This window comes from Cohnella nanjingensis (assembly GCF_014212125.1).
GTDB lineage: Bacteria > Bacillota > Bacilli > Paenibacillales > Paenibacillaceae > Cohnella > Cohnella nanjingensis.
In genome coordinates this window covers 97,506-122,732 of sequence record NZ_JACJVP010000041.1, presented here as the reverse complement: position 1 = coordinate 122,732, position 25,227 = coordinate 97,506, and the positions used below count along the sequence as shown (strand labels likewise).

Below are 25,227 nucleotides of genomic sequence, written 5' to 3'. Positions count from 1 at the left end.
TATCGCGCACGGAATAGTGATAGATTCGTCTATCACTATTCCGCCATTGTCAGAGACGTCCGGCGAAGGAGTGGAAGCGCATGAGCGACTACATTTTAGAGATGAATCATATCACCAAGGAATTCACGGGCGTCAGGGCGCTCACGGACGTGAGCTTCAAGGTGGCCAGAGGCGAGATTCACTGTCTGATCGGCGAGAACGGCGCGGGGAAGTCCACCCTGATGAAGGTGCTGAGCGGCGTCTATCCGCACGGGACGTACAAGGGGGATATCGTGTTCGAGGGCGCCGTGCAGGCGTTCGGCAAGATCAGCGACAGCGTCCATGCCGGCATCGCGATCATCTATCAGGAGCTGGCGCTGTTCCCGGATCTGACCGTGTACGAGAATATCTTCGCGGGCAACGAAGTGCGGCGCGGCGCGATCGTGGACTGGAACCGGACGATCGTCGAAGCGGGGCGCATGCTGCAGAAGGTGAAGCTGAACGTCAACCCCGACACGTTGATCAAGGAACTGGGCGTAGGCAACCAGCAACTGGTGGAGATCGCCAAGGCGCTTAGCAAGGACGTGAAGCTGCTCATCCTGGACGAACCGACGGCGGCGCTTAACGAGAACGACAGCGAGAATCTGCTGGCGCTGCTGCGCGAGCTGAAGGAGCAAGGCATCACCTGCATCATGATCTCGCACAAGCTGAAGGAAGTCATCTCCATCGCGGACAAAGCGACCGTGCTGCGCGACGGCCGGACGATCTGCACGCTCGACGCGGCCAAGGGCGAGATCTCGGAGAGCGTCATCATCAAGAACATGGTCGGGCGCGACATCGAAGACATCTACCCGAAGCGGGCGAACAAGACGTTCGGCGATAAGATTCTCGAGATACAGGATTGGACTGCCTACGATGCCGGCCTGGGCCGCTATATCGCCAAAGATGTGAACCTGCACGTTAAAAAGGGAGAAATCGTCGGAATAGCCGGCTTGATGGGCTCGGGACGAACGGAGCTTGCGCTGAGCATCTTCGGAAATCCGAAGTCTTATAAACTGCAAGGCGAGATGAGGCTATACGGCGCGTCGGTCGCGTTCAAGCATCCGAGCGACGCGATCCGGGCGGGAATCGCCTACGTCACCGAAGACCGGAAGGGCGACGGGCTGTTCCTGATCCAGGATATCAAGAGCAACGTGACCGCCGCCAATCTGCGAGGCATCTCCGCGAACGGAATCATTAACGACAACGAGGAGGTCAAGGTCGCCAACGCGTACAAGGACTCCCTGTACGTAAAGGCGCCGTCCGTCGAGCAGATCGTCGGCAACCTGAGCGGCGGCAACCAGCAGAAGGTATCGCTCGGCAAATGGCTGTTCGTCGGCCCCAAGCTGCTGATCCTGGATGAGCCTACGCGCGGCATCGACGTAGGCGCCAAGTTCGAGATCTACACGATCATGAACCAACTGATCGGCGAGGGCATGAGCATCATCATGATCTCGTCCGAGCTCGGCGAAGTGCTCGGCATGAGCGATCGCATATACGTGATGGCCGAAGGCCGGATCAAGGGCGAGCTGCCGATCGGCGAGGCCGACCAAGAAAAAATCATGCAGCTCGCGACGCAATAGGAGGAACGCCGATGAACTTTATCCAAGAGGCCAAGACGCTCGTCAAAGTGAATATCCGCGACTACGGCATGTACATCGCGCTATTCGTCATCATGCTTGCCTTCTCGATCATGACGGACGGCTTGTTCATGTCCTCCCGCAATATCAGCAATCTGCTGGACGCCACGGGGTACACGGCCGTGCTGGCCGTCGGCATGACGCTCGTCATCGTCATCCGGCACATCGACTTGTCCGTCGGCTTCGCGGCCGGCTTCATGGGCGCGATCGCGGCCATCCTGCTGACGCAGGGAGGCGTGCCGGTCTACCTGACCATCCCGATCATCCTGGCGCTGGGCGTCGTCATCGGCATGTTCAACGGCGTGCTGGTCGCCTCCATCGGCATTCCGTCGTTCGTCGCCTCGCTCGCGGGCATGCTGATCTTCCGCGGGGCGCTGCTGCGGGTGACGGAGAAGACGGGGACGATCAACATCAAGGACGAGCACTTCAACGCGATCGGCAACGGCTTCATCCCATCGGGCGCGGAGGTGGGCGGCCTCAATCTATCGTCGCTGATTCTGGGCGTCGTCGTGATCGCGCTGTACGTTTACTTTGAGACCTCCAAGCGCCGGAACAAGCTCAAATATCATTTCGAGGTCGTCTCCAGCCGCATTTTCGCGCTGAAGCTCGTCTTCGTATCCGCCATCGTCGCCTATATCACTTGGATCATCGCCGGCTACAACGGCTTCTCCTGGACGGTCATCGTCATGCTGGGCGTCGTCGTCGTCTATCACTTCCTGACGACCAAGACCGTGCTTGGCCGTCATATCTACGCCGTAGGCAGCAATCCGGAAGCCGCGCATCTGAGCGGGATCAACGTCAAGAAGATCACGTATTTCGTCTTCGGCTCCATGGGCATGCTGGCCGCACTGTCCGGCATTCTGTTCACCGCCCGCCTGCAGTCGGCGACGACGACCGCGGGCACGCTGTTCGAGCTGGACGCGATCGCGGCCGCCTATGTCGGCGGCGTATCGTCGGCAGGCGGCGTAGGCAAGGTCACGGGCTCCATCATCGGCGCCATCGTCATGGCTTCGCTCACGAGCGGGATGAACTTGATGGGCGTCGGGATCTCCTATCAGTACATGATACGCGGCGGGGTATTGGCCGCGGCCGTGATCTTCGACGTCATGACGCGCAAGAAGAGAGGTTAAACCGACCCTAGGCTATTCGTCAAAGGCAATGGGCAAGCAACGGCACAAGCAACGGCACAAGCAACGGCACAAGCCGCTCCCGCCTCTTCCCGTGAATCTCTCGCGGGGGAGGCGGGGACGGCTTGTTTGCGCCGGTCAAACAGAATGTATAAGTTTTACCCCTATCCATTTCTGTATGACCTCCGATAAAAACGTGCCGCCGTCCGGGAAGACGGCGAAGCCGTTTTTACTTGGAAGTTCTGAACGACGCCTATAAAAATGCTATATTAGGATCAGAGAAACCGGATGTCGCTTCTGCTCCCGCTTGTTGATGAACGTGATTCGGAGGTGTCCAGTGAAACCGATCCAGACGACGAAACGAGCGCTCCGGCGCTTTTTGTTAGAGACCCAGCTGTTGCTCCACCCTCGCGAGGAACGCGCAAGCTCCGCGGCGGCGATGCGCGAGCGCGTGATGAATGTCATCCGACGGTTGGAATGCGTACAGATCGACCCGGTGTCCGCCGTGCGTCCGAATCAGCATTTGGCGCTGGCGGCCAGAATTCCCGGGTACGAGCCGGGGATTTTGAACGAGCTGTTGCGGGATCATCAGGTTTTTGAATATTTGGCGAATGCGGCATGTATGATTCCGATCGATCAATATCCGATTTTCGAACCGGTCCGCCAGCGTCTGCGTGAGCGAACGCAAGCCCATATCGATCAATTGGGGCCCGTCGCCGAGCAAGTGCTGCAAAGATTGGAGAACGAAGGGCCGCTATCCGCCAAATCGTTCGAAACCGATCAAAGGGTACAGGGGTATTGGGACAACGTCAGTGCGAAGACCAAGGCGACTTCTCATGCGCTGAACTTATTAACGGACGCCGCGCTAATCCGAATCGTCGGCAGGCAAGGGAATCAACGTCTTTTCGACGTGACCCGCCGCAGCGTTTCGGCCGGGCTGCTGGAATCGGCCGAGCGGATCGGGACGTCCGAAGCGCTGGATGCGATGATGCAGCAATACTTTCGCGCGTACCGGGTATTCGAGCCGAGCGATCCCCGCCTCGGGTGGCAGCGCCTAACCGCTCGGGAACGGCGCGAAGCGATCGAGCGCCGGGTTGAATCCGGTGAAGTTGCGCCCGTCCAAGTCGCAGGGCTCAAATCCCTTTATTACATCTTGTCTTCGGATCTGGGGCGGTTCTCCGTCCATCAAGACGAAGATCGGATGCTGGGAGATAAGCCGGACGAGGAGGGTCCGATTCGGTTCCTCCCGCCGCTGGACAATTTATTGTGGAGCCGCAAAAGATTGAAGGATCTATTCGATTTTGAGTATCGCTGGGAGATTTATACGCCTGCGGTCAAGCGCAAGTACGGGTATTACGCGATGCCGATCTTGGCCGGCGACCGTCTCGTCGGCCGAATGGACCCCCGACTCGACAGCAAGAAAAGACACTTGACGGTGCAATTGTTGCAATTCGATCGGGAAATCGACTTCACGGACCGTCTTAGCCAAAATGTGCAAAGCGCGCTGGATTCGTTTGCCCGCACGCATGGAGCAGACACCTTTTCGGTCGAGCGATACGCTTTCGGGCATGAAGACGGCGGGCCGACCCTCACCGCCTTTTGATCCATCCCCTTCAGTCTCTCCCTCCTCCCAGTCTCCGCTTGCTCGCAAATAGAAAAATCCCCGTCCGAAAAGGACGGGGATTCGCGTGACCACCCTAATTAGCAAGATCGTAGACAAATCGATGTCTTGCTCGCTCTGACCGCGATAACGGGCGCGTCCGTGCGATTTTCCAATGGGGCAGAGCATGGACTGTCACCGATTTGAAGAATACGGGCGTCCTGTCGGTATCAGTTAGCGGGAGGTCTGTTGTACCCGCGGTCCCCGTAAGGCTGCAATTGCGCCAGCCACGGCTTCAAGATTTGCTTCAGCTCCCAGCGCATGTCCGTTATTTCGCCGGAATCTTTCTGCTCCAGCACCTCATAAGCAAAAGCGTCGGGTCCGTGCGCTTTCCAATCCTGCTGCAGTTGGGCATTCGCGAACCTGCCCATGTCCAGCTGCGCGCGGATCGTCATCCATTTATTTTTCAGGTTCGGGTAGCTGTCGATATAGATTCTGCCGTTGTTCCGATTCGTGATCTGGATGACGCCCATGTAGGTCTTCAGCTCTTTGTACGCCTCCAGAAGTTCCTTTCGCTTCTGTTTGTCCATGCATGCTCACACCTTTCGATTAATAGCCCATCTCCTTCAGCAGGCTGGACAGCGTGCGAAGGCGTTCGCCGATCAGTTCATCGTCCTGGCTCAATGTCTGATCGAACAGCTTGATATCTTCATTAATTCTCTCGTTATCGGTGCAGACTGCGACGGTCATGGCAGCCCCCTGCAGCCCGATCCGGTCGATGACCGGATTCTTCGGATCGTACAGATGCTCGTACCGGTAAGCTTCGCGGAAATGCGCCATGGTCCGGCAAATGAGAATGGACAGATCCAGGACGCGATGGAGAGGGAGCTCCTCCGATTGCCGGGACCATTTCTCTCCCGTGTGTCTCCAAACTTTGGCCGAAATGTCGACCTTGCCTCTGTCGTTCCACTGCGCCAAGCCCAAGGAAAGACCTTGCGCATCCGTATTCCCGGCCAGCCGGCCGTCTACTTGTTCATAGTTCTCCGAGACGACGACAGGCTTGTGCTTTAAAGTCGTAGGTATGTTCATCTTCATCCTCTTTCCGTACTGAATTACTTATTTACTAAATTACTAAAATTATATCCGCTTCCGTATCCGAAGTCAACCCGGGGCGCGCGCGCTCCCCTCCGCATCAGGGACTTGCCTCTATCCGGCTTAGTCAAGAGGTGTATACCGAATGTAAAGACTAGTATATGGCTCGCGTTGAATGCGCTTTATATACTGAAGAAGTGATAGGAAGCCCGCGCGCAGCATCCTGCATCAAACCGTCTATAGGAGGGATTCCATGAGAAGGAAAGTCAAAGGCGTCATGGCCGTGGCCTTGATCGCCGGCCTGGTCGCCGCAACCGCTTGCAGCAAGACGGACAACAACGCGAAGCCTTCCGCTTCCCCATCCTCGCCCGCCGCGTCTTCGTCCGCTTCGGCTTCGCCGGCCTCGGAAACGAATCAGGCGCTCGAGGTATCCACCGTCCGCGCCAGCGATCCGTATCTGAAGTTCGATCCGGGCGAGTCGTTCGACAAGAACGCGGTGTACGATGCCTACGAGAAGGACGTAGGCGTGAAGATCACGAACAAATGGATCGCCGACGCCAGCCAGTTCCAAGAGAAGCTCAAGATGGCGATCGCGTCCAACGATATTCCGGACTTCTTCCCGGTCGACGCCTCCCAGCTGCAGCAACTGATCGAAGCGGACATGATCATGGATCTGACGAACGTGTACGACAAGAACGCGAACGACTACACGAAACAATTCATGACGAAGGACGGCGGCCTTCAGATGAAGACGGCGACGTTCGACGGCAAGCTGATGGCCATTCCGCAGACCGGCAATCCGTACGGCTCCCAATTCCTGTGGGTGCGCAAAGACTGGCTCAAGAAGCTGAACCTGCCGGAGCCCAAGACGATGCAGGACGTGATGACGATCGCCGAGGCGTTCAAGACGAAGGATCCCGGCGGCACCGGCAAATCGTACGGCATCGCGATCAACAAAAATCTGTACGATGGCGTGACCGGCTTGACCGGGTTCATGAACGGCTATCACGCCTACGCGGACATCTGGATCGACGACGGCGCCGGCAAGCTGGTGTACGGGGACGTCCAGCCGCAGATGAAGAACGCGCTGCAGGCGCTGCAAGACATGTTCAAGAAAGGCTTGATCGACCCGGAATTCGCCGTCAAGGATACGGGCAAGGCGTCGGAGCTGCTGTACGGAGACAAGGTCGGACTGGTCTACGGCGCCGAATGGTCGCCCGCCCAGCTCGTCAACGGGGCCGTCAAGGACGGCAAGGTCGTGCAGGACTGGGGCGTCTACCCGCTCCCTTCGGTGGACGGCGAACCGGCCAAGTCGCAGATCGGCATCGGCGTAGGCACCTACTACGTCGTCTCCAAGGAAGCCAAGCATCCCGAAGCCGTCATCCGGCTGCTGAACCAATATATCGAATCCGACAACAACCAGACGGAGGAGAACAAGGTCTATGAATTCGGCAAGGACCGCGTGGAGAAGTCCAGCAATTACTGGCTGCTGAACCCGCTCACCGCGTACAACCAGACGAATACGAACGGCGACGTGCTGCCGAACGCGATCGCGAACAAGGACGAGAGCCTGCTCAAGACGAAGGACCAGAAGACGCGGTACGGCCGCGCCATGAAGTACGTGAACGGGGACGTGAGCATGTGGTGGGAGTACATGATCTCCGGACCGAACGGCGCGGTATCCCTGTACCCGAACATCAAGAAGAACAATCTGTTCGAGCAGAACAAGTTCTACGGGGCGCCGACGCCGACGATGGTCGAGAAGAACGCGATCCTGCTGAAGAAGCGAGACGAAGTGTTCATTAAGATCATCATGAACCAGGCGCCGATCGACGAGTTCGACAAGTTCGTCGCGGACTGGAAGAAGTTGGGCGGCGATCAGATTACCCAAGAAGTGAACGATTGGTACGCCAAAGTCAAATAAAGGCTGTGCCGGGCCGGCGGATCGGAGGGATCGCGATCCTCCGGTCCGTCCGCCTAAGACCGAATGAGCAGGTGATGCAATGATGAACGCGTTAGGCAGATGGTGGAGACGGGAATGGCCCCTGCATGCGATGCTGATCCCGGGTTTGGCCGCGATTATCGTCTTCAGCTATATTCCGATGGCCGGCGTGGTGATGGCTTTCGAGAAGTTCATCCCGACCAAGGGGCTGTTCGGCTCGCCCTACGTCGGCATGAAGAACTTCAAGTTTCTGATCGATTACCCGGATATCGGCCGCATCTTCTTCAATACGATCTATATCGCCGTCATGAAGATCGCCGCGGGCTTGCTCGTGCCGATCACGGTCGCGATTCTGCTGAACGAGCTCGGCCGGCAGTGGATGAAGCGGACGTTCCAGACGCTCGTCTACCTGCCGCACTTCCTGTCGTGGGTGCTGCTCAGCGGCATCCTGATCGACGTGCTGTCGCCTTCCACCGGGATCGTGAATCAGATGCTCGGCCTGTTCGGCGTCAAGCCGATCTTCTTCCTGGGCGACAACCGCTGGTTCCCCTACGTGATGGTCGTGTCGGACGTGTGGAAGGAATTCGGCTTCGGCACGATCGTCTACTTGGCCGCGCTCACCGGCATTAATCCGTCGCTCTACGAAGCGGCCGAGATCGACGGCGCCGGTCGTTGGAAGCAGACGCTATACATCACGCTCCCCGGCATGATGCCGATCATCGTGCTCATGCTGACGCTGAATATCGGGAACGTGCTGAACGCCGGCTTCGATCAGATCTTCAATCTGTACAACCCTCAGGTCTACCAAAGCGCGGATATTATCGATACGTTCGTCTACCGGATGGGCGTCGAGCAGACGCAGTTCGGGTTTGCGACGGCCGTCGGGCTGCTCAAGTCGATCGTGTCGTTCATCCTGATATCGGCCTCCTACTTCCTGGCTTACCGTTTCGCGAACTACCGTATCTTCTGAAGACCGAAAGCTATCGAACCCGTTTGGAGGGGACAACTTGCGCTACAGACTGTCATTCGGACGCAGGCTGTTTGCGGGCGGCAACGTCTTATTTCTGGCGGCGGTATCGCTAGCCTGCCTGATGCCGCTCGTTCATATCTTGGCCATCTCGTTCAGCTCCGGCGCGGCCGCTTCGGCCGGCCAGGTGGTGCTCTGGCCGGTGAACTTCACGACCGCCGCCTACCAGAACGTCTTCGGCAAGCCGGAATATCTGCGCGCCTTCTGGATCTCCATCCAGCGCGTCGTCCTCGGCACCGCGGTCAGCATGCTGCTGACGATCGTGACGGCGTATCCGCTGGCGAAGGATCAGCGGCAATTCCGGCTGCGGACGATCTACGTCTGGATCTTCGTCCTCACGATCCTATTCAACGGCGGCCTCATTCCTTGGTATCTGACGCTCAAGACGCTGGGCATGATCGATACGATCTGGGCGCTGGTGCTGCCGGGCGCGCTGCAGGTGTTCAACGTGATCCTGCTGCTGAACTTCTACCGCAATCTGCCCAAGGAGCTGGAGGAGTCCGCCCGGATCGACGGGGCCGGCCATTTCTCCACCCTATGGAGGATCTATGCGCCGCTCTCGCTGCCCGCCCTGGCGACGACCGGGCTGTTCACGATGGTCGGCCACTGGAACAGCTGGTTCGACGGCATGCTGCTCATGAATCACCCCGACAACTATCCGCTGCAGACGTTCCTGCAGACGATTATCATCAACCTCGACTTCCGGTTTATCAAGGCGGAGAACGCCGAACTGATCGTCAAGCTGTCCGACCGGACCAGCAAGGCGGCGCAGATCTTCGTGGCCGCATTCCCCGTCTTGATCGTCTACCCGTTCCTGCAGCGGTTTTTCATTAAAGGAATCGTGATGGGGAGCGTCAAAGAATAACCGTCTACCAACATACGGGCGGGTGAAGGAAGATGACGCGTATATTCCGGGTGAGAGACTCTTCGATATTCCAAAAGATCATGGCCGCCTTCCTGGCGGTCCTCTTGCCATTGATGGCCATCACCTGGCTGATCAACGAGAAGGGCTCGGACAGCATCCGGACGGAGATCTCGCAGTCGGTCCTGAACTCGACGCGTTACTATCTGGACGCGCTGGACCAGGAAGCGAACCGGATCGTCCGGTACCTGCCGAAGTACGTAACGGACGACGACCTGCTGGAGCTCTCCGCGGCGGGCAACGACTTGTCCTATTACGATCGGGCGCAGAGCATCCTGAACATTCAGAAACGGCTGGCCTTGATGAAGGACTCGAGTCCGTTCATCAAGGAGGCCAAGGCGTACATCCCGCTGATGAACCGGACGCTGCTGAGCGTACAGTACGAGACCTCGATCGACTGGGACGAATATATCGCGATCCAGCCTAACCGCAAGCGGTATGAGGAGCCCTTCATCTACTGGCGCGACCGGCTGTTCATCAGCATGCAGTATCCGGCGAATTCGCAGCGGGCGCCTCTGTTCGCGGTCTCGGCCGAGCTGTCGACCGCGAAGATCCGGGAAGCGCTGGCGCAGATCGGCAGCTCGCTCGGCGGCAAGAGCGCGATGGTGAACTTGGATCGCGATTGGCATATCCAGAGCGACGACGACCCGGCGTACTTGGAGACGGTCGGCGCCTTCATCCGGGAGAAGCAGGCCGAAGGGCAGAAGGAAGGCTACGCTACGCTGCGCTACCGAGGACAGCGCTATCTGACGGTCTACAAATACTCGCCGCTCTGGAATTCCTATACGGTCAGCAGCATTCCCGAAGCCCGCATGCTCGGGCCGATTCAGAAGTACCGGGTCTGGTTCTGGTGGGCCTGCGCGCTCGCGGTCGCGGCCGTGCTCTTCTTCTCCTATTCCCTGTTCCGTCTCATCTATCGACCGCTGATGCGGCTCGTTCATTCGTTCCGGCGCGTGCAGCAGAACCGGCTCGATCTCATCCCGATCGATCGGGGACATGACGAGTTCGGGTATCTCTACCAAGCGTTCAACGATACGATCCAGTCGCTCAAGACGCTGATCGAGGAGAATTACGAGCAGCAGATCCGCAATCAACGCTCGGAGCTGAAGCGGCTGCAAGCGCAGATCAACCCGCATTTTCTCTACAACTGCTTCTTCGTCCTCTGCCGGCTCATCAAGTCGGATCGGCACCGGGAGACCGCGTACCGGTTCTGCTTGTACATCGGCGAGTACTTCCACTTCATCACGCGCAACGACGCGGACGATATTCCGCTTGAACTGGAGGTGAAGCACTCCCGCACCTATATGGAGATGCAGTCGATCTGCTACGGAGACCGGATCGAGGCAAGCTTCGACGGGGAGGCGCCGGATCTGGTCGTGCCGCGGCTCGTGCTGCAGCCGATCATCGAGAACGCCTACAAGCATGCGCTCGGCAACAGGCTGGGCAGAGGCGAGCTATGGGTGCATAGCGAATGGCGGGAAGACGGCCTGGCCTACTATGTGGAGGACAACGGCAACGGCGTCACGGACGAAACGATCGAACGGATGAACAAGCGGCTGCGGATGACCGGAGAGCCGTTCGAGGAGACGACGGGGCTCGTCAACGTTCATCGCAGGCTTCAGCTCCGTTACGGTCCCGGATACGGGATTACGATGTCGCGCTCGGAGCTAGGCGGTCTGAAGGTACGGATCTTATTCGGTCAAACGGCAGCGGACGAACAGACAGCCTGAGGAGGGACGCCCATGTACAAACTGCTGATCGTAGACGATCTTCCGATCATCGTGGAAGGTCTAGTGGAGCTGTTCGAAGCGAACGGCCATCTGCCTCTCGAACTGTTGAAGGCCTACTCCGGGGAAGAAGCGCTGACAGTGCTGCAGACGAGCCGCGTCGACATCGTCATCTCGGACATTCAGATGCCGGGGCTTCAGGGGATCGAGCTGCTGCAGGAGATCAAGGCGCAATGGCCCGCGTGCAAAGTCATCTTCCTGACCGGACACAACGACTTTCATTACGCACAGAGCGCGGTCAAGTTCGGCAGCTTCGAATATATCCTGAAGGTCGAGAGCGACGAGAAGATCGTCGGCTCCGTCGAGCGGGCGATCCGGAAGTTCGAGGAGGAGTACGACCAGCAGCTGATGATTCGGCGGGCGAACGAGCGGATGCGCAAGGCGCTGCCCTCGCTGCGGAAGGAATACCTGGGCGGGGTTCTGCAGGGCCATCCGATCTCGGACGGCCAGCTGGAGCGGCATTTCCGGGAGATCGACATGCCGCTTCGCGCGGACCTGCCCGTCCTCCTGCTGCTGGGACGGATCGATGCTTGGAAGGAGATGCTGACGGCCCCGGACAAGGCGCTGCTCCTCTACGCCATGCAGAATGTCGCCGAGGAATATCTGACTCCTTTTGTCCGCTGCTACTCCTATGTCTACGAGCAGAACAAGCTCCTCTGGTTCGTGCAGCCCGGCGCGGAAGCCGAGACGCCGGACGACTTCATCTGGCGAAAGACGCACACGTACGCGAGCTGCATGCTGGAGATGATTCAGCGGACCTGCAAGGATCTGCTCCATCTGCCGGTTTCCTTCGCGATGGGGAGCGAGCCCGTCGCCTGGAGCGGCGTCTCCAGCCGGTTCCATGCGCTCAAGCTGCGGTTCGCATACGGGATGGGGCTGTCGAACGAGGTCATCCTGACCGATGCCGACGTGCGGCTGGAGACGGGCGGAGGCTCGGCGGAAGCTGAGGCTCGCAATGACTACTTCCACCATAATCGCATCCAGCTGCTCGGCAAATGCCTCGAGAACGGCCACCGCCAGGAGTTCTGCAAGCTGTACCTGTCGCTGACCGACCTGTGGGCCGGGGATGGGACGTCTTACGAACGCAAGATCGAGCTGTTCCACGCGCTCTCGGCCGTATTCCTCGCGTTCATCAACAAGAGTCCGGAGCTTCGCAAGCATCTCTACGCGGTTCACGATCTAACGCCGCTCATCCGGTATAGCGAACCGGATCTGTGGGTTTCTTTGCGGGATTACTTCCTGCAGACGGCGGACTGCATCTTCGACTGGAACGCCGCGCAGGGCGCCGAACTTCCCGCGGAGGTCGTACAGCAGGCACATCGCTTCATCGAGACGCATATCGCGACGGACATCTCGCTGAATGCGATCGCGGACCACGTCGGGCTCAATCCGTCTTATTTCTCCAGGCTCTACAAGCAGATAACCGGAACCGGGCTGTCGGACTATATCAACGACTACCGCAACTTGAAGGCCAAAGAGATGCTGGTCGACAGCGCGATGAAGGTGGGCGACGTCGCCTCCGCGCTCGGCTATAGCTCCGCGCTGGCGTTCATCCGCTTTTTCAAGAAACGGAACGACGCGACGCCGCAGGAATACCGGATGCAGCGCGTTCAATCTTAGCCTGCGCGCGGGGCCGAAGTAAACAGATGTATACGGAATGTCAGCAACGATCTCTTTCGACGGTTCGGCGGCGCCCGTACAATCAGGAGTGACAACGAAACGCGAGAGGGGAGAGAGCCGGATTGAAGCCAATCACAGCGGTGCTGCTCGGCGCCGGCAGCAGGGGAAGGTACATCTATGGACCTTACGCGGAGAAGTATCCGAACGATCTGCGCATCGTCGCCGTGGCGGAGCCCGATGAAGGAAGAAGAAGGCAGTTTGCCGAACGACACGGCATTGAGGCGGATTTCGCCTATGCTTCTTGGGAGCAGGCTCTCGAGCAGGGGCGCATCGCCGACGTCATGATCGTCGGCACGCTCGACCGGATGCACTTCGCGCCGGCGATGAAGGCGCTCGCGCTAGGCTATCACGTCCTGCTGGAGAAGCCGATGTCGCCCGATCCGGCGGAGTGCGTCCGGCTCGAGCAAGCTTCGCAGGCGCATGGGCGGCTGCTCATCGTCAGCCATGTGCTGCGGTACTCGCCGTTCTGGGCGGGGATCAAGCGGATCATTGAAGCGGGCGAGCTCGGCGCGATCGCGACGATCCAACTGACGGAGAACGTTGGGTATCGGCATATGACCCATAGCTACGTACGGGGCAACTGGCGCAAGAGCGCGGAGTCGAGCCCGATGATTCTGGCCAAGTCGTGCCACGATCTCGACATCCTCTCCTGGCTGATGGGGGAGCCCTGCGGCAGCGTGAGCTCCTTCGGCTCGCTGCTCCACTTCAAGGCGGAGCATGCGCCCGAAGGCGCGACGGATCGCTGCATCGACGGGTGCGCGGCGGAGCGGGATTGCCCGTTCTCGGCGCTCAAGCTGTACAATCAGCCGCCGGATCATCCGTGGGCGCGGTATATCACGAGCGACTTGTCCCCGGGAGGGATCGCGCAGGCGCTGCGGGAGGGGCCGTTCGGGCGCTGCGTGTACCGGTGCGACAACGACGTGGTCGACCATCAGATCGTGAATCTGGCTTTCGCCAGCGGGGCGAACGCCACGTTCACGATGTCGGGCTTCACGGAGGGCGGTTCGCGGAGGGTGCAGATCATGGGCACGCACGGCGAGATCCGCGGCGATATGGAGGAGGGGGCGTTCACGCTGTACCGGTTCAAGACCGGGGAGCAGGTCGAATTCATTTCCGGCGCGGCGGGCGACGGTCACGGCGGAGGCGACGAGCATATGGTTCGCTCGTTCGTGCAGCATGTGCGCCAATTCGATCGCAGCCCGGCCGCCGGCCTGACCTCGGCGAGCGCGTCCCTGCAGAGCCACTTGATGGCCTTCGCGGCGGAGCAGTCTCGGCTGAACGGCGGGCAAGCGGTGAGGCTATCGGAGATGCTTGAGGCTTTGGGGGCGGAGAGTTAAACCTACATTCGCGTTTGGCTGGTGGAGCTTCCGAGCGAACGCGAGCGAACGAAGCGCACGACACAGGAAAGGGCGGTCCCAAAGGTGAACAAACCTTTTGGGACCGCCCTTTTATCATCGCTCTGCACGGCCTGACTTTCCCGTCGACGACGATGAAGGCCGTCGTCGTGGTCATTCGTGCAGGATGAGGTCTCCGAAGCCCGCGAAGGTCTGATGGAGCCTGCTCGGCGGACGCGTAGCAGATATGATATGATGAGGAAGCGTTCATGCGTGAACGGACGTTGGACAAGGGGGGAACCAGCATGCGGCTGATCGATCAAGCGGACGTGCAGCAGCGGCTTGATAGGCTGAAGGATCAGGATTTGTATATTCATCTGGAGATGACCACGGGGGCTTATGCCGCTTTTATTGACAGTACGAAGCATCCGGCTGCGACCTTCATCACCAACGCGGTCATCCGCTATTCCCATGGATCGGTCTCGGACCAGGCGCCGTATCGCGTCGGCTTGAAGATGGTGCAGGGCTGGGTCTATTCGGAAGGCTTGACGCATTACGAAGAGCAGGAGACGGAGCGGTTGATTCTGGCAGGGCATGACGGTCAAGGCAAGCTGATCGTATCCTTGCAGCTCGGCCGCGAGCCTTTCTAAGCATAGAGGAGATGAGGGATTCGATGGAACGGCACATTCTCGTAGTACTGCCGCATCCGGACGATGAGGCCTTCGGATTGTCGGGCACGCTGGCCAAGTATATACAGAACGGCTACCGGGTGACCTATGCGTGTCTCACCTTGGGAGAGATGGGGCGGAATATGGGAATTCCCCCGTTCGCCAACCGGGTTACGCTGCCCGCGATTCGCCGGAAGGAGCTGGAGGAATCCTGCCAGGCGATCGGGATCGACGATCTCCGGCTGCTGGGGTTCCATGACAAGACGATCGAATTCGAGGATCATCGGCTGCTGGACGGACGGATTGACGATCTCATCCAAGAGATCCGCCCGTCGCTGATCTTCACGTTCTATCCCGGCTACAGCGTGCACCCCGATCACGATGCCTGCGGGGCCGCCGTGATTCGCACGGTGGGGCGACTGCCCGCCGACGAGCGGCCGGCGGTTCACTGCTTGGCCTTCGCCAAGAACCTGGAGGAGGACATCGGGCAGCCCGACGTCATTCAGGACGTCCGCGAGTTCCTGCAGCCGAAGATGGCCTCCATCCGGGCGCATCGCTCCCAATTCCAAGCCGCGGAGCTGCTGGGCGACCACGAGTACACGAGCGAAGAAATACGCGAGCGGTTCGGCACCGAGCGTTTCTGGACCTATCCGTTCGGATCCTGACGGCCGCAGCGTTTGACAGTTCCGGTAAAATGGTTGAACCGCAGAAGATCGTGTAAAATAGAACCTGGGCGCGCCGCGCCAGGTTCTATTTATTTATTCCGGATCGAAACGATAGAGAAACGCGCCGAAGTCCAAATTACAGGAAGGAGTTGGGCTAGACTTGAACAAGAAGATCGCGCATGTCACCCTCTTGGTCAAAGACTACGAGGAAGCGATTCGGTTCTATACGGAGCAATTGGGATTCGCGCTGCTGGCGGACAACGCGTTCGGCAACGGGATGAGATGGGTCGTCGTCGCGCCTGCCGCGGGCAGCGAGACCGCGATCGTATTCGTCCAGGCCGACTCAAGCGACAAGCTGGAGAGAGTGGGGAGCCAAGCGGCGAATCACGTCTTCCTGGTTGTGCACACGGATGATTGCCGGCGCGACTACGAAGCGATGAAGTCCCGGGGCGTGCATTTCTTCGGCGAACCCCGGGACGTCCCTTGGGGCGTAGAAGTCGTCTTCGAGGACCTGTACGGCAACCGGCTGGATCTGGTCCAGCATAACGGGTTCTAGCGGAGCAATTCGGACCAGGGAGATGATCTTCGTGAAAAACGTGTATCTCGTGCGGCATTGCCAGGCCGAAGGCCAGGCGCCCGACGCCCCGCTCACCGACGAGGGGAATCGGCAAGCCCTTCGGCTGGCCTCGTTCCTGGCAGACCGGGAGATCGACTGTCTGATCTCCAGTCCTTATGAACGAGCCTATCGTACCGTTCAACCCTTGGCCGAACGGCTTGGCATCGAAGTCGTCTTGGACGCCCGATTGACGGAGCGGGTCTTGTCTGCCGAGAACCACCCGGCATGGCGTGACCGGCTGCGCGAGACGTTTGCGGATCTCGACCTGCGCTATGAAGGCGGGGAATCCAGCCGAGAGGCGACCGGCCGCGCGGTCGGCGTCGTCGACGAAGTGCTGAGGGGCGCGTACCGAGATGCGGTCATCGTCTCCCATGGCAACCTGATCTCGCTCCTCCTCAAGCATTTCGACGACCGGATCGGGTTCGAGGAATGGGCCGCGTTGTCCAATCCGGACGTGTACCGGCTGGTCTTCGCGGACGATACGCCGAGCATCCGGCGGATCTGGACGGAATGAGCCGGGACGGCCGCGATCGTCCCCCCTGTGATACAATAATGGGAACTGCAGGTCATTCTCAAGGCAAAGGATACGAGGCCATGATTCCAATCGACAGGTTGCCGACGGAGACGGAGCTTCGAAAGTTCGTCGGGTCGGAAGTGTATGTGCATAGCGAGGCGACGTCGTTCGTGTTCGTCCGCAACTTCAAGCTGCGGATCGGGGAGGCGCATGTGGCGGGCGAAGGCTCGTACCGCGTCGCTCTCCGGTTCGACGGCCAGGGATGGCTGCGGATGGAGGCGCTCACGCATTACGAGGTCGATGAAGCGGGCCGGCTGCTGTTGGCAGGCTACGACGATCGGGGGCGGATGAACGTCGCCCTTCATCTGGGGAAGGAGCCGTTCCCGGAATGAGCGAGCCGCATCAAGATCGCGCGAAGCGCAAGCTGCTGGCGGTATTTGCCCATCCCGACGATGAATCGTTCATCTGCGGGGGGACCTTGGCGAAGCACGCCGCCGAAGGGTATGACATCACGCTGGTCAGCGCCACGCGGGGCGAGATGGGACGCCGGATGGGCAACCCGCCTTATCTGAACCGCGAGACGATGGCGGCCGCCCGCGAGCAGGAACTGAGAGAAGCGTGCGAGGTGCTGGGCATCCGGCAGTTGATCCTGTTCGGCATTCGCGACAAGACGGTCGAGTTTATGGACGAGGACGGCCTTGCGGGCCGCATCGCCTCGCTTATCGAGGAGATCGACCCGGACGTCGTGCTGACGTTCCACGAGGTTATGGGCGGGCATCCCGACCATTGCGCGATCGGCAAAGCGACGACGGCGGCCTATCGGCGCGCCGAACGCAGAGGATCGCTGTACTTCATCACGTTCGGCGACGCGATGTCGCGGCCGGAACGGTACGGGCATACCCGCAATGCGGTCGTCAAGATCGACGTATCCGCGTATTTGGAGGCGAAGCTCGCCGCATTCCGGGCGCATCGCTGCCAGACCGAGATGGACGAGTGGGTGTGGCTGCCCGACCGCGAGGCGCTGAGCCGGTTCGGCCGGCATGAGTACTTCCTCCAAGCCGATCCGATCTTGCCGGCCCGGGAGTTCCGGGATTCGTTCTAGCTAGGCTTGCTCCTCCAGCGCGGCGGCAGCCAGCATCTGTAGGACGGTGTTGTCCATCGGCGGATTGTGCAGGCCGGCCCGCACGTCCCGGTAATACCGCTCGAGCGGGAGCCGGCGGGACAGACTGGCGCCGCCGACGATGCGCATCGCCAGATCGACGATCCGGATCGCGCCGTTGGTGGCGACGTACTTGGCCAGCCCCAGCTCGGGCTTCAGTGAAGGACGGGATTCCGTCTCGCGGTCCCAGCGGCTCGCCGCCGTATAGAGCAGCGTGCGCGCGGTGCGCAGCTCGACTTCGATCTCGCCGAATGTCTGCCGGACCGCGGGCAGCGCCGCGATCGGCTCGCCGAGATGGTTGGGGCGGTAGCTGCGGGCATAATCCAGCGCGAAGTCGCGCGCGGCTAGGGCAACGCCGAGGTAACAAGCCGGGATGTGCAGCAGCCAGCCGCCGCCATCATCCTCGCCCTTGCCGGAGAGGCGCATGTCGCTCGCCGTCCAGGCGCCGTCCAATACGACGTCGTGGCTGCCGGTTCCGCGCATGCCGATCGTGTCCCACGTCTCCTCGATGGAGACCCGGTCCGACTGACGCACGAGGAATTCGGCCGTCGCGTCTTCCTCCGGGAGGTAGGCCGATACGACGAAGCGGTCCAGCACCGGCGATAACGTGCTGAACGTCTTGCGTCCGGTGATCCGCCAGCCGCCGTCCGCGGCTATCGCCGTCGTCTCGGGCTTGCCGCCGCGGCTGGGACTGCCGGACTTCGCCTCGCTGGCGAACGTATTGATCATGACCCCTTCCTGCACGATGGCGCGGCACAGCCCGGCGAAGAGGGCCTCCGGCCATTTCCGGGCAGTGCGCAGGTGCAGCAGCTGACCGATATGCCAGCCGAAGCCCAGTGCGGTCGATCCGTCCCCGTAGGCCAGCCGTTCTTGCAGCAGGACTAGCTCGTACAGCGAGATCTCGTCCCCGCCGAAGGTTCGGGGGACGGTCAGCTTCATGAACCCGGCTTCCCGCAGGTCGTCGAAGTTCTCGAAGGGGAAGGAGCCTTCCCGGTCGTGCCGGGCGGCCCTCTCCGCGAATCGGGCGGCAAGCGCGTCGGCTTGCTCGGCCCGTGCCTTTTCGGCTTCGTTGCGAATGTATTGATCGATGGCGCGCATCCGTATCCCAACTCCTTTGCTATGATTATAACCCATTGCACGCAAGACGCGCATAGGGCATGCAAGCTTCGGAAGAGCGGAAGAGAGTAAAAGGAGATGGAGGCGCAAGGCGAAGAGGCCTCCCGGCAGCCGTAAGCCATCAGAACGCGCAAGCAAAGGAGACTAGTCTCATGAAGATCTTCCTATTCGGCGCCACGGGACGCGTGGGCTTTCAGATCGCATCCCGCGCCTGCCAAGACGGACATCGGGTGACCGCATTCGTCCGATCGCCCGACAAGCTGGGCATCCTCAAGGATCGTCTGACCGTGATCCGGGGCGATGCGCTTAACGAAGAAGATATCGCGAGTGCCCTGCAAGACAAGCCCGATGTCGTAATCAGCGCCTTGAATACGGACGGGACGACGACGCTGTCCGAAGCGATGCCGCTCATCGCGGCGTCTATGGGCAAGCACGGTATCCGACGCCTAGTCACCATCGGCACGGCGGGCATCCTGCAGAGCAGAACGGAACCCGGCGTTCTCCGGTATCAGTCCGCCGAGTCCAAGCGCAAGCTGACCCGTGCGGCGGAAGAGCATCATCGCGTCTACGATGGGCTTCGGCAGTCCGATCTCGATTGGACGATCGTCTGTCCGACCTATCTCCCCGACGGTGAGCGGACCGGATCGTATCGCGTCGAACGGGATATGCTGCCGGAAGGCGGCTCCGAGATCTCGGTAGGGGATACAGCGGAGTTCGCGTACCTTCAAACGGCGAGCGATACCTACCTGAGAGCGCGTGTCGGGATCGCTTACTAATCGGGTCGCTACCGCTTGGAATAGGTAGGGGGACTATGGTACAATGCATTTAACAGATATCGAGCCTTAAGGAGGGAAATCCTATGGAGGAGCAAGTGCAAGTCCACGCCGCGGGGCACGAATCCTGCGGAACGGACGAACGCAAGAGTCACCATTCGGACAAGACGAAGAGCAATCTCATCAGCCGATTGAACCGCATCGAAGGGCAGATCCGCGGTATTAAAGGCCTGATCGAGAAGGACACCTACTGCGACGACGTGCTCAACCAGATCTCATCCGTTCAATCGGCCCTGAACGGCGTAGGCAAGCTGCTCTTGGAGCATCATATGAAGAGCTGCGTCATCGAGCGGATTCAGGATGGCGAGAACGAAGTGATCGACGAGCTGCTGACGACCATCAACAAATTGATGAAATAACGCGACAACCCAGGATTCCATGCGAATCCTTCTTTTTTGGAATGGATTATAGGGTCGAGGGGTATCGTAAAATAAAGGTTGACACAATATAGGGTACGGGGGTATACTTCAATCAAGGTTCGAACAACCCAACCCACCATTCAAGGAGAGATAACCATGACCAACGTTACGTTAAAAGTAGAAGGCATGTCTTGCGGGCACTGCGTCAATTCCATCGAAGGCGCCCTGCGCACGCTGGGCGCCAGCGGCAAAGTCGATCTGTCCGGCGGTACGGTCGCTATCGCCTACGACGAGAGCAAGCTTACGCTGGAAGCGATCCAAACGGCGATTGAAGACCAAGGCTACGATATCGCTTAACGGCAGGTCCCAAGAAAAGAAAGTTGGAGGTTGCCCCATGAAACGTGCAGGAGCCGTCCTCATCTTGACCGCCGCGATCTTAACCGCTTGCGGTACGAAGGGAGACCACGACAATATGAATATGAACCATTCGGGGCACGGAGACCAAGCCCAGCCTAGCGCCAGCCATGCGCATGGCGGTCATGACGGGGCAGCTGCGATCGCCGCCGCCGACGTGACGGCGAAGTGGACGATCGCCGGCGGTCAGCCGGCGCAGGCCAAGCAAGATACGCTCATTCGGGTCGAGCTTGCGCATGACGGCCAGCCGATCGAGCAGTTCGATCTGAACCATGAAGAGAAGCAGCATATGATTATCGTGAGCAAGGATCTCTCGTATTTCCATCACATTCATCCGGCCTACAAGGGCAAAGGCGCGTTCGAAGTGACGAACGTCTTCCCGGCCGGCGGAGACTACAAGCTCATCGCCGACTTCGTACCGACCGGCGGCAGCGCCATGAACAAGATGACATGGGTGCATGTCGAAGGAGACCCGGCGGCGACGGTGCCGATCGAGCCGGACGCGGAGCTGACTCAAGTCGTGGACGGCAAGCGGATCACGCTTGCCTTCGACAAGCTGGCGGCGAAGGAAGAGCTGATGCTGACTTACACCATCACCGACGATAAGACGCAGGAGCCGATCACGGATCTTCAGCCGTATCTCGGCGCCGTCGGTCACGTCGTCATCCTCACGGAGGACGCGGAGCAGTATCTGCATGTGCATCCGATGGAGGAGAAGGCATCCGGTCCCAAGGCCGAGTTCATGACGACCTTCCCGAAGAGCGGCATCTATAAGATCTGGGGACAGTTCAAGCACAAAGACACGGTATTCACGGTACCGTTCGTCGTCCGCGTACCTTGATGATGCGGGACGGGCGAACGCGATATCTACTTGCGTGACAGAGGAGCAGCCGAGGCTGTTCCTCTTTTCGTATTGACAGCGAAATTTCGGTTGTGATATATAAGAAATGACTTAGCACTCGCCAAGGAAGAGTGCTAAAATGGATACAGGCGTGCGGAAGCGCGTTAGGATCCGTACTTCGCAGTTATTTTCCCCGCAAATCGAAAGGAGACCCGTTCGTTCATGGCTAAGCAGCAGTTCAAAGCGGAATCGAAGAGATTGCTCGAGATGATGATCAACTCCATCTACACGCAGAAGGAGATCTTCCTCAGAGAGCTCATCTCCAATGCCAGCGACGCGATCGACAAGATCTACTACCGGGCGCTGACCGACGATCAACTGGTATTCGACAAGTCGCAATATTATATTCAGGTTGCGCCGGACAAGGAGAATCGCACGCTGACGCTCTCCGATACGGGGATCGGCATGTCGCGCGAAGATCTGGAGGAGCATCTGGGCGTCATCGCCAAGAGCGGATCGCTGGCGTTCAAGAAGGAGAACGAGGCCCAAGACGGGCATAACATCATCGGCCAGTTCGGCGTCGGCTTCTATTCGGCGTTCATGGTGGCGGATACGGTCACCGTCGTGAGCCGCGCGCTGGGCAGCGACCAGGCCTACAAGTGGGAGTCCACGGGCGCGGACGGGTACACCATCGAGCCGGCTAGCAAGGAGACGGTCGGTACCGACATCATCCTGAAGATCAAAGAGAACACCGAGGACGACCAATACGACGAGTACTTGGACGACTATAGACTCAAGGCGATCATCAAGAAGTATTCCGACTTCATCCGCTACCCGATCAAGATGAACGTGACGGGCCGTCGGCCGAAGGAAGGCAGCGAAGGCGAGTTCGAGGAATACGCCGAAGAGCAGACCGTCAACAGCATGGTCCCGATCTGGCGCAAGAACAAGAGCGAGCTGAAGCCGGAGGACTACGAGAACTTCTACAACGAGAAGCGGTACGGCTTCGACAAGCCGGTGAAGCATATCCATATCAGCGCGGACGGCTCCGTCGTCTACAACGCGATCCTCTTCATCCCGGAGAGCACGCCGTTCGACTACTACACGAAGGAGTACGAGAAGGGGCTCGAGCTGTACAGCAACGGTGTGCTGATCATGAACAAGTGCGCGGATCTGCTGCCCGACTACTTCGGCTTCGTCAAAGGGATGGTCGATTCGGAGAACCTCTCCCTGAACATCTCGCGGGAGATGCTCCAGCACGACAAGCAGCTCAGCCTGATCGCCAAGCATATCGCGAGCAAGATCAAGAGCGAATTGCTGAGCCTCCTCAAGAACGATCGGGAGAAATACGAAGCGTTCTACAAGTCGTTCGGCCGACAGCTGAAGTTCGGCGTCTACAACGACTACGGCATGAACAAGGACACGCTGCAGGATCTGCTGCTGTTCTCCTCCTCCCTGGAGAAGAAGCTGGTCTCGCTGGACGAGTACGTCTCGAGAATGCCGGAAGACCAGAAGTACATCTACTACGCCTCCGGCGAGTCGATCGACCGGATCGAGAAGCTCCCGCAGACGGAGCTGGTGGCCGACAAGGGCTATGAGATCCTCTACCTGACCGACGATATCGACGAGTTCGCGATCAAGATGATCATGACCTACAAGGAGAAGGAGTTCCGTTCCGTCTCGAGCGGCGACCTCGGCATCGAGGCCGACGAGCAGGACAAGGAGACGCCGGCCGAAGAAGCGGACAACCAGGAGCTGTTCGACCGGATGAACGGCCTTTTGGCCGGCAAGGTGAAGAAGGTCAAGGCGTCCAAGCGGCTCAAGACTCATCCCGTCTGCCTGTCCACGGAGGGCGAGGTCACGATCGAGATGGAGAAGATCCTGAAGGCGATGCCGAGCGGCCAAGACGTGCAGGCGGAGAAGGTGCTGGAGATCAACGTCAACCACGAGGTGTTCCAGTCGCTGAAGGCCGCCTTCGGCAAGGACGAGGAGAAGCTGAACCTCTACACCAACCTGCTGTACAACCAAGCGCTGCTGATCGAGGGGCTGCCGATTCAGGATCCGGTCGCGTTCACGAACGACATCTGCAAGATCATGGCTTAATACGCGGCAATCGCGTGAAAGGAACAGTCCGGCCTGGGAAAACCCAAGCCGGGCTGTTTTTTTGTACGGGGTCGTCGTCAACATCCGCCTGCCCCACATACGCTGCAGGGGGAGGCGAGGAAAGGCATGCCGTCAGAAGGCCTTATCGCTCATCGGTCAGCCCGTCGGCGTCTTGCGCGCCACCGGGAACGGTGTATCCGGCATCTTGTGCAGCATCGGCGGCGGCGTTCTCTGCTTACCGGTAGGTTATTGCATAGTTGCTTCGAATAAATAATGATACATACGTATGGAAATTCAAATTTTGCTCGTTACTATTGTGAACAAATAAGGAGGGAGGATATTGTATGGTAGCAGATAACCAAGTCCAGATGCTTGTTTTACCTGAAATTAATCTTGTTGGCTTGTGCGTCACTTCGCCATTTAAAGGTCATCTTCCTGAAAGAGTGGAGGATATGAAACAAGAGTTTCACAGACGAAAAGATGAAATTCGAAATGTTATACATCCTGAACGTTACGTCAGTCCGAGCTTTACTTCGGAGGTTCTGTTTACTTACTTGATTTGTATGGAAGTGGCGAGCCTTTCCGACGTGCCAGAAGGAATGTTAGGGTTTACGATACCACCCCATCGTTATGCGAAAGTAAAATCAAAAGGCGACCCCTATCAAGACATCCATGACTATTTAAAAGCAAACAACAAACAAAGTAATAAAAGAGCACTTGCATTAGAGATATACCATTTTGAGAATCCTGCATGGCCTGACGAAGCTGAAGTGTGTATTCCATTATTGGCTTGAACTAAAGGGCGATAGCGAAGAAACAGTTGCTGCGGCAACTGTTTTTGTTTTTCTCAACTAACGGGCAGGATAATGTAATATTCCATCATGCAACCGGCGAAATATTCGCTTGCATGTTCAGTTCTTGGGTAAATTAGCTCAATAAATTCTATAAATAAGATTATATATGGTATAATATGAAAATATATTTTAAAAATACTAAAGCGTTATGAAATGGTGGACTAAACGAATGGAACGTACAATTCAATTAATGGAAACCCATTTAAATATCGATCTTGGAAATCCGCCCTTTTTAAAATTAGATAACGGGTTGCAAATTCCATACTCTTCGATTAAGGGGATAACAACAGGTAGACCCATACCAAATGCTTTCAAGCTTTATGGTTTTTCTTTTGGAGGAACAAGAAATGGATTATTTAGATTCAATGGAGGTTATCATCTCTACTTTTTTAATAATGAGGTTGATACCCTTCATTTTGACTTGAATAATTTTCTTGTTGGTAAATTTAAAATATCAAAGTTAATCATTGATGTTAAAAACCCTGAAGAAATAAGTAAAACTATCTCCGAAAGATTGACGTGATAGTTCAATACCGAAAGGTCTACCGCACTGGCTTTTCTCAACTAACGGGCAGTTTTGCTGAATAGATCTGGAAAAAAGGAAAGTGAATTATACATATACCTACTGTATACTAAGCTCTTCCACTTGCTGAGTATGTGGAGCATCTGACCTCTCACGGTTGGGCTGCGGTCAAAGAGAGGATAAAAATCGTCAGGTAAGTTTCCCTGGTGGTCCTTCGTGTGAGGGGAGGAGAAATCCGGCAGATGCGATTGTGATCAAAAACCACCCATGACGCACGTGAGGTCATGGGTGGTTTTTGATCATTTTCATACGTTCAGGAGGGGGCCTGGGTGCAATAGCGATGTTTTTAATCACTTCGTTGGACAGAGTATTGCGTGAAAATGGCCACCACCA

At 58.2% G+C, this 25,227-nt stretch carries 25 protein-coding genes; 22 read left to right on the top strand and 3 right to left on the bottom strand.

Annotated elements, in window-relative coordinates:
• Nucleotides 1-80: 80 nt before the first annotated feature.
• The 3 genes from H7C19_RS23895 to H7C19_RS23885 all read left to right on the top strand — a co-directional run bounded on the left by H7C19_RS23895 (nt 81) and on the right by H7C19_RS23885 (nt 4,388).
• The gene (locus H7C19_RS23895) at nt 81-1,601 is read left to right on the top strand and encodes an ATP-binding cassette domain-containing protein (RefSeq protein WP_185671586.1); all 1,521 of its coding nucleotides are present in this window, start codon (nt 81-83) and stop codon (nt 1,599-1,601) included.
• An 11-nt stretch (nt 1,602-1,612) separates the two neighbouring features.
• On the top strand, nt 1,613-2,788 hold the full coding sequence (locus H7C19_RS23890) for a sugar ABC transporter permease (RefSeq protein ID WP_185671585.1): 1,176 nt from the start codon (nt 1,613-1,615) through the stop codon (nt 2,786-2,788).
• 334 nt (nt 2,789-3,122) lie between these two features.
• On the top strand, nt 3,123-4,388 hold the full coding sequence (locus H7C19_RS23885; RefSeq protein ID WP_185671584.1) for a DNA glycosylase AlkZ-like family protein: 1,266 nt from the start codon (nt 3,123-3,125) through the stop codon (nt 4,386-4,388).
• A gap of 227 nt (nt 4,389-4,615) precedes the next feature.
• On the opposite strand, the gene H7C19_RS23880 is transcribed toward H7C19_RS23885, so the two are convergent.
• Entirely contained in the window at nt 4,616-4,975 is a 360-nt protein-coding gene (locus H7C19_RS23880; protein WP_185671583.1) for a GIY-YIG nuclease family protein, read from the bottom strand.
• A gap of 19 nt (nt 4,976-4,994) precedes the next feature.
• Nucleotides 4,995-5,474, bottom strand: coding sequence for a DUF6530 family protein (locus H7C19_RS23875; protein ID WP_185671582.1), 480 nt, complete (start codon nt 5,472-5,474; stop codon nt 4,995-4,997).
• 256 nt (nt 5,475-5,730) lie between these two features.
• On the opposite strand from H7C19_RS23875, the gene H7C19_RS23870 reads away from it, so the two are divergent.
• From H7C19_RS23870 to H7C19_RS23815, 12 genes are all read left to right on the top strand, one after another.
• The gene (locus tag H7C19_RS23870; protein ID WP_185671581.1) at nt 5,731-7,401 is read left to right on the top strand and encodes an extracellular solute-binding protein; all 1,671 of its coding nucleotides are present in this window, start codon (nt 5,731-5,733) and stop codon (nt 7,399-7,401) included.
• An 82-nt stretch (nt 7,402-7,483) separates the two neighbouring features.
• Complete coding sequence (locus tag H7C19_RS23865) at nt 7,484-8,389, top strand: ABC transporter permease (protein WP_185671688.1); 906 nt, start codon at nt 7,484-7,486, stop codon at nt 8,387-8,389.
• Nucleotides 8,390-8,426: 37 nt separating this feature from the next.
• Nucleotides 8,427-9,311 carry a carbohydrate ABC transporter permease gene (locus H7C19_RS23860; RefSeq protein WP_185671580.1) on the top strand — a complete coding sequence of 295 codons (885 nt, stop codon included), beginning with the start codon at nt 8,427-8,429 and terminating at the stop codon, nt 9,309-9,311.
• Between the two features lie 32 nt (nt 9,312-9,343).
• Nucleotides 9,344-11,098, top strand: coding sequence for a sensor histidine kinase (locus H7C19_RS23855; RefSeq protein WP_185671579.1), 1,755 nt, complete (start codon nt 9,344-9,346; stop codon nt 11,096-11,098).
• Between the two features lie 12 nt (nt 11,099-11,110).
• The gene (locus H7C19_RS23850) at nt 11,111-12,775 is read left to right on the top strand and encodes a response regulator (RefSeq protein ID WP_185671578.1); all 1,665 of its coding nucleotides are present in this window, start codon (nt 11,111-11,113) and stop codon (nt 12,773-12,775) included.
• Between the two features lie 122 nt (nt 12,776-12,897).
• Nucleotides 12,898-14,172, top strand: a complete 1,275-nt coding sequence (locus H7C19_RS23845) for a Gfo/Idh/MocA family protein (RefSeq protein ID WP_185671577.1) — start codon at nt 12,898-12,900, stop codon at nt 14,170-14,172.
• A gap of 302 nt (nt 14,173-14,474) precedes the next feature.
• Entirely contained in the window at nt 14,475-14,819 is a 345-nt protein-coding gene (locus tag H7C19_RS23840) for a YojF family protein (RefSeq protein ID WP_185671687.1), read from the top strand.
• 23 nt (nt 14,820-14,842) lie between these two features.
• Nucleotides 14,843-15,502, top strand: a complete 660-nt coding sequence (gene bshB2 / locus H7C19_RS23835) for a bacillithiol biosynthesis deacetylase BshB2 (RefSeq protein ID WP_185671576.1) — start codon at nt 14,843-14,845, stop codon at nt 15,500-15,502.
• A gap of 160 nt (nt 15,503-15,662) precedes the next feature.
• Nucleotides 15,663-16,058: a VOC family protein gene (locus H7C19_RS23830; protein ID WP_185671575.1), complete on the top strand. Its 396-nt coding sequence runs from the start codon at nt 15,663-15,665 to the stop codon at nt 16,056-16,058.
• A 31-nt stretch (nt 16,059-16,089) separates the two neighbouring features.
• Nucleotides 16,090-16,632, top strand: a complete 543-nt coding sequence (locus tag H7C19_RS23825; protein ID WP_185671574.1) for a histidine phosphatase family protein — start codon at nt 16,090-16,092, stop codon at nt 16,630-16,632.
• An 80-nt stretch (nt 16,633-16,712) separates the two neighbouring features.
• On the top strand, nt 16,713-17,024 hold the full coding sequence (locus tag H7C19_RS23820; protein ID WP_185671573.1) for a DUF1806 family protein: 312 nt from the start codon (nt 16,713-16,715) through the stop codon (nt 17,022-17,024).
• Nucleotides 17,021-17,734: a PIG-L family deacetylase gene (locus H7C19_RS23815; protein ID WP_185671572.1), complete on the top strand. Its 714-nt coding sequence runs from the start codon at nt 17,021-17,023 to the stop codon at nt 17,732-17,734. Before H7C19_RS23820 ends, H7C19_RS23815 begins: the two co-directional genes overlap by 4 nt.
• Here H7C19_RS23815 and H7C19_RS23810 read toward each other — a convergent pair whose 3' ends face one another.
• The gene (locus H7C19_RS23810; protein ID WP_185671571.1) at nt 17,735-18,889 is read right to left on the bottom strand and encodes an acyl-CoA dehydrogenase family protein; all 1,155 of its coding nucleotides are present in this window, start codon (nt 18,887-18,889) and stop codon (nt 17,735-17,737) included.
• 170 nt (nt 18,890-19,059) lie between these two features.
• Between H7C19_RS23810 and H7C19_RS23805 the strand changes: the two genes are divergently transcribed.
• From H7C19_RS23805 to H7C19_RS23775, 7 genes are all read left to right on the top strand, one after another.
• Nucleotides 19,060-19,683: an NAD(P)-dependent oxidoreductase gene (locus H7C19_RS23805; RefSeq protein WP_185671570.1), complete on the top strand. Its 624-nt coding sequence runs from the start codon at nt 19,060-19,062 to the stop codon at nt 19,681-19,683.
• Between the two features lie 83 nt (nt 19,684-19,766).
• Complete coding sequence (locus H7C19_RS23800) at nt 19,767-20,099, top strand: metal-sensitive transcriptional regulator (protein WP_185671569.1); 333 nt, start codon at nt 19,767-19,769, stop codon at nt 20,097-20,099.
• A gap of 156 nt (nt 20,100-20,255) precedes the next feature.
• Nucleotides 20,256-20,456 (top strand): cation transporter, encoded by a 201-nt coding sequence (locus tag H7C19_RS23795; RefSeq protein ID WP_185671568.1) that lies wholly within the window; start codon nt 20,256-20,258, stop codon nt 20,454-20,456.
• A gap of 37 nt (nt 20,457-20,493) precedes the next feature.
• Nucleotides 20,494-21,354, top strand: coding sequence for a DUF8832 domain-containing protein (locus H7C19_RS23790; protein ID WP_185671567.1), 861 nt, complete (start codon nt 20,494-20,496; stop codon nt 21,352-21,354).
• A gap of 222 nt (nt 21,355-21,576) precedes the next feature.
• On the top strand, nt 21,577-23,457 hold the full coding sequence (htpG, locus tag H7C19_RS23785) for a molecular chaperone HtpG (RefSeq protein WP_185671566.1): 1,881 nt from the start codon (nt 21,577-21,579) through the stop codon (nt 23,455-23,457).
• Nucleotides 23,458-23,801: 344 nt separating this feature from the next.
• Nucleotides 23,802-24,251: a GyrI-like domain-containing protein gene (locus H7C19_RS23780; protein ID WP_185671565.1), complete on the top strand. Its 450-nt coding sequence runs from the start codon at nt 23,802-23,804 to the stop codon at nt 24,249-24,251.
• A gap of 208 nt (nt 24,252-24,459) precedes the next feature.
• Complete coding sequence (locus H7C19_RS23775) at nt 24,460-24,834, top strand: hypothetical protein (RefSeq protein ID WP_221469439.1); 375 nt, start codon at nt 24,460-24,462, stop codon at nt 24,832-24,834.
• Nucleotides 24,835-25,227: the final 393 nt, after the last annotated feature.